At 54.6% G+C, this 8,795-nt stretch carries 4 protein-coding genes; all 4 read right to left on the bottom strand.

Annotated elements, in window-relative coordinates:
- On the bottom strand, positions 1 to 2,152 hold a 2,152-nt coding region (locus LBR61_07725; GenBank protein ID MDR1731968.1), incomplete at its 3' end, for a hypothetical protein.
- The gene (locus LBR61_07720; GenBank protein ID MDR1731967.1) at positions 2,149 to 4,368 is read right to left on the bottom strand and encodes a hypothetical protein; all 2,220 of its coding nucleotides are present in this window, start codon (positions 4,366 to 4,368) and stop codon (positions 2,149 to 2,151) included. The genes LBR61_07725 and LBR61_07720, both read right to left, overlap by 4 nt.
- The gene (locus LBR61_07715; protein ID MDR1731966.1) at positions 4,352 to 6,565 is read right to left on the bottom strand and encodes a hypothetical protein; all 2,214 of its coding nucleotides are present in this window, start codon (positions 6,563 to 6,565) and stop codon (positions 4,352 to 4,354) included. The genes LBR61_07720 and LBR61_07715 overlap by 17 nt, the downstream gene beginning before the upstream one ends.
- Positions 6,562 to 8,772, bottom strand: a complete 2,211-nt coding sequence (locus LBR61_07710) for a hypothetical protein (protein ID MDR1731965.1) — start codon at positions 8,770 to 8,772, stop codon at positions 6,562 to 6,564. Before LBR61_07710 ends, LBR61_07715 begins: the two co-directional genes overlap by 4 nt.
- Between the last annotated feature and the right edge of the window lie 23 nt (positions 8,773 to 8,795).

Raw genomic sequence — 8,795 nt, 5'->3', positions numbered from 1 at the left:
CTATGCTTTTCAGCTCCAAACCACAGGAAGACCGGCCGCCCGACTGCGCTCCGGAAGAAATGGAGGGGATGCGCAGCATCAGAGTCAGGAGGTGACCCTCGCTCTCAAAGGCCTCTTCCAACAGGTTTCGGGGAACGACAAAAGCCCGTTCCGTATCTCCCGTCCGGAGAACCGTCCATGTCCCAAGCGACCGATCATTGACAAATACCACCAGTGACAAATCCGGCAACAGTGCGGTTGCGGGATACTCTTTTCCTGTCAGCGTCAGGATCTGGTCGCCTTCCGGTTTTCGATCGACCTTCATAAAAAACTTGACCCTGTTGCTGTAGGATCTCCACACCGTTACGGCGGCGCCTTCCTGATAGTCCTCGACGGGAATGAGGCCCTCCGACATTTTCAGCCAGGGCAGAGCCCGCTCCTCTCTCAAACTCAGAGGAAACTCCGGCAGGGGGAGCAAATCTTCCGCGAAGAAAAAATTGACCCCCGTCCCGGTACGACTCTGCGCCAGATGTCCAAGCCCCGGATTTCTGTGAAAAACGATCTCCTCCGGATTGACGTATTCCTGTTTGATGTGGAATCGATCAAAAACACCGTCAAACTCGAAGATCGACCGGTCCAGAAAAACGGTCTCTCCCTGATGAGGCTCCAGAAGCTCTCGTATCCATCCGTTGAAACTCCATTGGTATCGGCAAAAGAAAAACGCCATCCCTCCCGTGTTGAAAAGCGCCAGCAGCAACGGCACGCTTAAAAACAGACCTTTCCTTTCGGGAAGGGTATCCAGACACAAAAAGGGAAAAAGCCACACAAAGGGCGCGTACCGCAGCGTCCAGGCGTAAGGCTGAATGAAGGTCATCAGCAGCAGAGTGAGCCAGAGCCAGAGGTTTCCCCGACCCCTCAACAGCACCTGCAGCAATATCGCGACGCACAGCAAAAGGCCGAACAGAGGCCCCAGACCTCCCGTGTGGGTATGATACGCGTTTTCGAAAACTTTCCAGTCGGCCACGGGAGAACTCAGAGGATTTCTGAGCCTTGCGGGAATAAGCTGCCCTCCCGGATGGGAAAAAATCGAAAAAAGAAGTCTTGTGACGCGATTGCGGGCCAAAGGATAAACGGTGTCTCCATAATCGCTTATAATCGACGACGTTTCCTTCTGGAAAGACTGCACTGCAGGGTAAAAAATATTCTTCCCCTCCCGCAGGTTGGTGATGTAAGGATGAAAATTCATCACGCAGCTCACGAGAATCACCATCCCTCCAAGCCGCAGCCCCAACGCGCAGGATTTTCTCAGCGCTCCGAAACAGGATCCCGAGCCTTCTTTTTGTCGTTTCCTGTATTCCTCCCACAAACAATTTACACAGATGAAGAAAATAATGATGCTCCCGTAGGGAAACCCCGTGGTCTTCACCCCGAACAGCAGGGACAGCGACATGACCCCAAGGGCGAACTCGACGCCCGACGGAACTTTTTTTCGGAAAAAACCATTCGCGAACAACAGGCCGATCAAACAAAGAGCCGACAGGTCTCCATCGATGACCAGAGTCGTCCACTCCAGCGCAATGATGGGATTCAGACAGGCCGCGTACCACAGGCATTTTTTGAGAAGGGATTCGCCCCGCTTTACATGGGCCGTGTAAAAAAGCGTCGCCGCAAAAAGAAGAACATGACTGACCTTCCCGAACTGAATATCCCCCAGAGCCGCCGTCAGGCACGCCGCGAAGTACATGACCGATTTCGGATAGTACGTGGCCACCTCGGACCAGACGTCCGGAGCCCGGCCCAGGTCCATGTAACCGTCGTATACGGGGTTGAAGCCTCCGGCGATCCGTCGTATCGCGGGCTGAAAGTAGGCCAGTCCGTCGTGCATCATGTCGAGAAAATACCAGGAAAGGCCATGGGCGACGAAAAGAATCATTATAAAAACGACGATTTCCCTCCACGTTATTTCCCGACGCAAATAAACGGCCGTCCCCAGCAGAGCGGCGTGAGCGCACAGGTACGCGCCCGCCGGCGAGCCAACTCTCAGCAATAAAAACGCCGACAGAATGAAGGAGGGCAAAAAGACGTACAACACCAGAAAAAACGCCACCATCAGAGGCGAGAAAATTTTGGGAACCTCTTTTACCGCCATTTCACCTGAAAGCCGTGTCGTCATCGGAGCTCCACCTGCCCGTCATTTTCGTTTTTATTTTCAGAGCCGGGCCGAAACTCCAGACGATCCAGCCTCAGGCCAAAGGGAGACACCGCATCGCGTAAGGTCATGAAAGAAACGGAGGGAATGCGCAGCGACAAAATCAGGAGATGCCCGTCGTCCTCAAAGGATTCTTCCAGCAGCGACCGTGGGATGACGAAACGTTTTTCACCGCCGTCGGCCTTCACGCTCCAGACTCCAAGGGGCTGATGATTTACAAAGACCACCACCGGCAGTTCCTTCCCGTCCCCGGCGGAGGCGGGATACAGCGCCCCATTGAGAATCAGGCTCAGACCGCTTTTCGGCTTTTCATCGACCTTCATGAAAAACCGGACCTTATTGCCGGAGGACCTCCAGACAGTTTCCGCGATGCCTTCCCGATAAATTTCGATGGGAACAAGTCCTTCCGACATCCGCAGCCAGGGCAGAGCCTTTTCGCTGTTGAGCGTCAGGGGCTGCTCCGGCAGGGGAAGCAGATCTTCCGGGAAAAAGACGTTCACCCCGTCGGGAGTGCGGCTCCAGGCCAAATGCCCGATTTCCGGAAATCTGTGGAAGAGGACCTCTTCCGGATTGATGTATTTTTGCCGAAGGCGGAACCGGTCAAAAATGCCGGCAAAGTCGAAGATCGACCGGTCCAAAAATACGACTTCTCCCTCATAGGGCTGGAGATTTTGTCTCATGGCCCAATTGCTTTTCCATTGATTTTCCCCGAAGAAAAATAAAAGGCCCCCCGCGTTGACCGCCGCAATCGGCAGGAGAACGATCAGCACCCGTTCCTTTTTTCCGGAAACGCCGTCCAGACACACAAAAGGGAAAAGCCACACGAAGGGAGCGTACCGCAGCGTCCAGGCGTAAGGCTGAATAAAGGTCATCAAAAGCAGTGTCAGCAGCAGCCAAAAGTTTTCTCCGACCCTGGTCCTGTCCTCATCACGCAGCAGAACCCCCGCCAGAACGGACAGGCACAGAAAAATTCCGAACAGAGGCCCCATAGCTCCCCCGTGGACGCTGGGTCCGTTGGCGAGCAGCCGCCAGTCGGGAAAGGGCGAACTGAAGGGGTTCCGAATCCTGGCGGGTTCGATGTCCGGAACCGCACGGGCCATGATGGAAAAAAGCAGCCTCGTAAAACGGTTGTGGGCCATGGGATAAACTTCGTCTTCAACGTGATCCAGGCCCGTTGGCTGATTTACACGAAAAGACTGAACCGCAGGATAAAAAATATTCTTCCCCTCCCGCAGATTGGTCAGATATGGATGAAAATTGAGGACACAGCTCACCAGAAAGACCATTCCTCCAAGCCGCAGGCCCAGCCGGAACGAACTTCCCAGGGCATCGAAAAGGCGCTTTCCCGTCGATTCTCCCGACCTTTTCACGTACTCCACCCAAAGCCTGTTCACACAAATAAAGAAAAGAATGATGCTCCCATAGGGGCAACCGGTCGTCTTCACTCCGAACAGCAGAGCCAGCGACACGATCCCCAGGGTGTACTCCACGCCTGAGGGAACTCCGCCTCTGAAAAAAACTCCGGCAAACAGGAGCCCGATCAGAGAGAGGGAACCCAGATCCCCGTCGACGACCAGCGTCGTACACTCCGTCAGGACGATGGGGTTCAGGCAGGCCAGATACCAGACGCATTTTTTGAGGAAGGATTCGCTTCGGGTCACATGCGCCGTATAAAAGATTGAAGCCGCGAAGAGGACAATATGACTGGCTTTTCCAAACTGAATATCCCCGAAAACCGCCGTCAGACACGCCGCGAAATACATGATGGACTTCGGGTAGTACGTGGCCACCTCGGACCAGACGTCGGGGGCCCGGCCGAAGTCCATATAACCGTCGTACACCGGATTGAAGCCCTTGGCTATCCGCTTTATCGCGGGCTGAAAGTAGGCCTGGCCGTCGTGAAAAAAGTCAAAAAACCACCAGGAAACGCCATATGCGGCTCCAATGACGAGAACGAACAGAACGACGTCCCGCCAGGAGATTTTCCCGCGGCGGTACAGGTAAAACGCCGCCGCCGGCAGGACGGCATGAGAACACCCGAAGGCCAGAGCGGGAGACCCCACGCGCAGCAGCAGGAACACCGAGAGAATGAAAGAAGGCAAAAACACGTACAGCACCAGAAAAAACGCCATGTACAGCTGGGTCGGCATCAGTCTTTCGGTTTCATTTTGAATCGGCATCGTCGTCTCCGATCTTTGGCCGCAGCTCCAGGCTTTCCAGTTCCAGCCCGAAGTCCGACGTCTTCCACTGGGACAGACTCACGGAAGAGACCGCGGGCATACGCAGCATCAGCTTCAGAAGGTGTCCCTCCTCGTTGAAGGCCTTTTCCAGCAATTTTCGGGGCACGACAAAAGTTTGTTCGTTTCCCGTGCGGTCGATTTTCCACACCCCTATGGCCTGATCGTTTACAAAGGGCACGACAGACAAATTCGAGATCAGCGCATAATTTGTATAGAGTTTTCCCTTCAGCGTCAAAAGCCAGTCGTTTTCGGGTTTTCGATCGAAAGACATGAAAAATTTGACCCTGTTGCTGTAGGAGCGCCAGATTCTCACGCGACGTCCCTCCTGGTACTCCTCCGAGGGGACGAGTCCCTCCGACATGTAAAGCCAGGGCAGGGCCGCCTCGTCACTCAGGTTCATCGAAAACTCCGGCGGAGGAAGCAGGTCCTCGGCCAGAAAGATATTGACGCCCTTCGCGTCCCGATCCTGCGCCAGGCGTCCAAATCCCGGATTTCTGTGAAAAACGACCTCTTCCGGATTCACATATTCCGGAGTGACGGAGAATCGTTTAAAAATACTGTCGAAATCAAATATCGACTGATCCATAAAAACGATTTTCCCCCGGCAGGGTTCAAAAAAATCCCGCAGCCACAGGTTGAAGTACCATTGATACCTTCCGGAAAAAAATGCGATCCCGCCCGCATTGAAGGCCGCAAGCAGCAGAGGGAGCGCGATAAAAACTTTTTTCTTTTCGGGAACGCTGTCCAGACACACAAAAGGGAACAGCCACACGAAGGGGCTGTACCTCAGCACCCAGGCGTGAGGCTGAATGAAGGTCATCAAAAGCAGCGTAAGCAATAACCAGAGATTTCCCGGGCCCTTCAGGAGGACCTGCAGAAGGATGGCGGCGCAGAGCAGCAAACCGAACCAGGGGCCGAGCCCGCCCGCGTAGATGTTGTACGAGTTCTCGAAGTGCCGCCAGTCCGGCGCCGGAGAGCTGAGGGGGGAGCGAATCCAGGCCGGAGACAGAGTCGACATGGGAGAGGCAAAAATGGAAAAAAGCAGCCTTGTGAAACGATCGTGCCGGGTCGGGTACACCGCGTCTCCAATTTGATCCAAATAGGAGGGCTGATTCGTCTGAAAAGACTGAACCGCAGGATAAAAAATATTTTTTCCCTCACGCAGATTGGTGATATAAGGATGAAAATTGAGAACGCAGCTCACGAGCAGGACCATCCCTCCAAGGCGCAGACCCGGCCGGAAGGCATTTCCCAGGGCTCTGAAAAAACGCGGCCCTGCTCTTTCGTCCGGTCGCTTCGCGTACTCCGTCCAAAGCCGATTCACACAGATGAAGAAAATAATGATGCTTCCATAGGGAAATCCCGTGGTTTTCACGCCGAACAGCAGCGCCAGCGCCATGATCCCCAAAGCGTACTCCACGCCCGAAATCATTTTCCCTTTGAAAAAACTGTTCGCGAACAGCAGCCCGATCAGGCAGAGAGAGGCAAGGTCCCCGTCCACGATCAGCGACGTCCACTGGTTCAAAATGATGGGATTCAGACAGGCCAGATACCAGACGCATTTTTTCAGGAGGGACTCCCCTCGCGTCGTCTCCGCTGCGTAAAAAAGCGTGGCCGCAAAAAGAAGAATATGGCTGACCTTGCCGAATTGAACATCTCCCAACGCCGCCGTCAGACAGGCCGCGAAGTACATTGTCGACTTCGGATAGTACGTGGCCACGTCGGACCAGATGTCCGGCCCTCGGCCAAAGTCCATATAGCCGTCGTAAACCGGATTGAAGCCTCCCGCGATCTGACTTATCGCCGGCTGAAAGTAGGCCAGCCCGTCGTGAAAAAAGTCGAAAAAATACCAGGAAACGGCGTGGGCGATAACCAGAAGCCCTGCAAAAACGAGAACTGTCGTCCAGTTTATTTCCATACTTATTCTCTGGCGCAGGTAAAAAGCCAGGGCCAGTAAAACGGCGTGGGAACATCCATAAGCGACCGTCGGGGACCCCACTCTCAGCAGCAGAAATACCGACAAAATAAACGAAGGCAAAAAGACATACAACACCAGAAAAAACGCCATCAGCAAAGGAGAAAAAAGGCGCTCCGCCTCCGGAGAGCTCCGTTCCGCAGATTTATTCTGAATCATCATCGAGATGTTTCCCCCTTTTCTTCCGCACCGCCGGCGTCTCCGTCATCCGCTTTCTCCGCGCCCAAACCGAACTCCAGCCCCTCCAGTTCCAGGCCGAAGGTCGCGGGATCGATTCGCCCGGTTGGCAGAATTTTGAGAGAAACGGCGGGGATACGCAACATCAGCGTCAAAAGATGCCCGTCGTCCTCAAAAGACCCCTCCAGCAGCTTCCGGGGAATGGAAAACTTTTGCTCCCCCGCCTCAGGAGTAATTTTCCACTCTCCAACGGGCTGATTGTCGATCAATACCGGCAGAGACAGGTCGGGCGGAACTCCGTCGATGGAGTAGGAATTTCCGCGCAGGGTCAGAACCCCGTCTCTCTCCGGGGCACGGTCGACTCGCATGAAAAATTTGATTTTATTGCCATAGGAACGCCAGACGACGTCGAGCTGGCCGTCCAGGGAAATTTCCTCCGGAAAGAGTCCCTCCGACATGCGAAGCCAGGGAAAGGCTTCCCTCTGATTCAGGGCCAGCGGGAACTCCGGCAGAGGGAGCAGGTCCTCCGGGAAAAACAGGTTCACTCCGTCGGGAGTGCGGCTCAGGGCCAGATGTCCGAGAGCCGGAACTCTGGAAAAAACGGTTTCCTCCGGGTTCACATATTTGCGCTTCAGGCCGAACCGGTCAAAAATACCCTCCCACTGGAAGACCGTTTCATCCAGAAAAACCACCGATCCCCGGTAAGGTTCCAGCATTTCTCTCAGATCCCGGCTTAAACGCCACTGGTACGTCCAGAAGAAAAACAGGATGCCTCCCACGTTAAGGACCGCCACCAGCAGAGGAACGGTCAGAAAGAGTTTCCACCGCTCGGGAACGACGCTCAGGCAGACGAAGGGAAAAAGCCAGACGAAGGGGCTGTACCTCAGCACCCAGGCGTGAGGCTGGATGAAGGTCAGGAGCAGCAGCGTCAGAAGCAGCCAAAGGTTTCCCCGACCCTTCGAAAAAACCTGCGCCAGAACCGCCATGACCAGCAAAAGACCGAACAGGGGCCCCAGCCCCCCCGCGTACATGTTGTAGGTGGCCTCAAAGGGCTTCCAGTCGGCCACGGAAGCTTCAAAGGGATTTTTCAGCTTCGCGGGGACGGATTTGACCTCCGGATGAGAAAAGACGGAAAAAAACAGCCTCGTAAAACGATTGTGAGCGTCGGGATAGACATCGTTCCCCAGCGCGTCCAGATTGGTAGGGGAAGGGCTGTGGAAGGACTGAATCACGGGATAAAAAATATTTTTCCCCTCCCGCAGGTTGGTGATATAGGGATGAAAATTGAGAACGCAGCTCACGAGAAGCACCGTTCCGCCCAGTTTCAGTCCCGGCCTGAAGGTCCGCCTCAGAGCGTTCCAAAAACCCTTCTTCCGCCACGCCTTCCAGAGACAATGCACGCAAATAAAGAAAACAAGGATGCTTCCATAGGGAAAACCCGTCGTCTTCACGCCGAACAGCAGCGACAGCGCCATAACGCCCAAGGCGTATTCTCTCTTCGAGAGGGTCCGGCCCGTAAAAAAGGCGTTCGCGAACAGCAGTCCGATCGAACAGAGGGACGCCAGGTCCCCGTCGATGATCGTGGTCGTCCATTGAGTGAGGATGACGGGGTTCAAACAGGCCGCGAACCACACGCACTTTTTGACGGCGGACTCCCCTCGGGTGGCGTGGGCGGTATAAAGGACCACAGCCGCAAAAAGAAGAACGTGCCCGGCTTTTCCGAACTGAATGTCCCCAAGAGCGGCCGTAGCGCAGGCCGCGAAGTACACCATGGACTTCGGATAATAGGTGGCCACCTCGGACCAGAGATCCTTCGGGCGGCCGAGATTCATATAGCCGTCGTACAGGGGATTGAAACCTGCCGCAATACGGCGGATGGCGGGCTGAAAATAAGCCAGTCCGTCCGTGAAAAAATCGAAAAAGTACCAGGAAACGGCATAAGCGGCAAGGAGTAAAAGGACGAAAAGAACGCCCTCCCGCCCGTTCATTTTCCGGCGCGGATAAAAAACCGTCCCCAGCAGGATGACATGAGAACATCCGAAGGCCAAAGCCGGAGAGCCCGTCCGCAGCAGCAAAAAAACAGACAGAATGAACGAAGGCAAAAACACGTACAGCACCAGAAAAAACGCCACATTCAGAGGGGAAAAAAGCCCCTGTCCTTCTGTTTGTCCTTCCGTTTCCCTCAGTTCCACGCTTTGCACCTCCAGAAAACTTT

This window comes from Synergistaceae bacterium (assembly GCA_031272035.1).
GTDB lineage: Bacteria > Synergistota > Synergistia > Synergistales > Aminobacteriaceae > JAISSA01.
The sequence above is the reverse complement of the archived record's forward strand: the minus strand, read 5'-3'. Positions and strand labels throughout refer to the sequence as shown.

Excerpts from the sequence above, each read along its gene's own strand:
- LBR61_07715 (MDR1731966.1), bottom strand. The coding sequence starts at position 6,565 with ATGATGATTCAGAATAAATCTGCGGAACGGAGCTCTCCGGAGGCGGAG.
- LBR61_07720 (MDR1731967.1), bottom strand. The coding sequence starts at position 4,368 with ATGCCGATTCAAAATGAAACCGAAAGACTGATGCCGACCCAGCTGTAC.